The organism is Achromobacter sp. Marseille-Q0513 (genome assembly GCF_018195695.1).
Lineage (GTDB): Bacteria > Pseudomonadota > Gammaproteobacteria > Burkholderiales > Burkholderiaceae_B > Achromobacter.
Map to the genome: position 1 here is coordinate 1 of NZ_JAGTJY010000687.1, position 272 is coordinate 272.

Genomic DNA, 272 nt, shown 5'->3' on the forward strand with positions numbered 1-272 from the left:
CGATGGGGCTGGGCGGGCTGGACCTGGCGACCGGCGGCGCGCTGACGGTGGCCGAGGCGGTGGCGCTGGCCGACGGCGGCCAAGTGGCGCTGACGGCGGGCCGGATCGACGCGCGGGCCGGCATCACGACGCGGGGCGGGGCCATCACGCTGAGCAACACCTTCGTGTCGCCGGACGCGAGCACCAAGCCGCGCGCCTTGTCCAAGGCGGGCGAGGCGGCGGCCATCGTGCTGCGCGAAGGCGCGGCGCTGGACGCGAGCGGGCGCTGGGTG

The 272-nt window shown here is 77.9% G+C and carries 1 protein-coding gene; it reads left to right on the forward strand.

What is annotated here, in order from left to right:
* Positions 1-272, forward strand: a 272-nt coding sequence (locus KDH83_RS32310; protein ID WP_212323314.1) for a hypothetical protein, incomplete at both ends; no start/stop codon positions are given.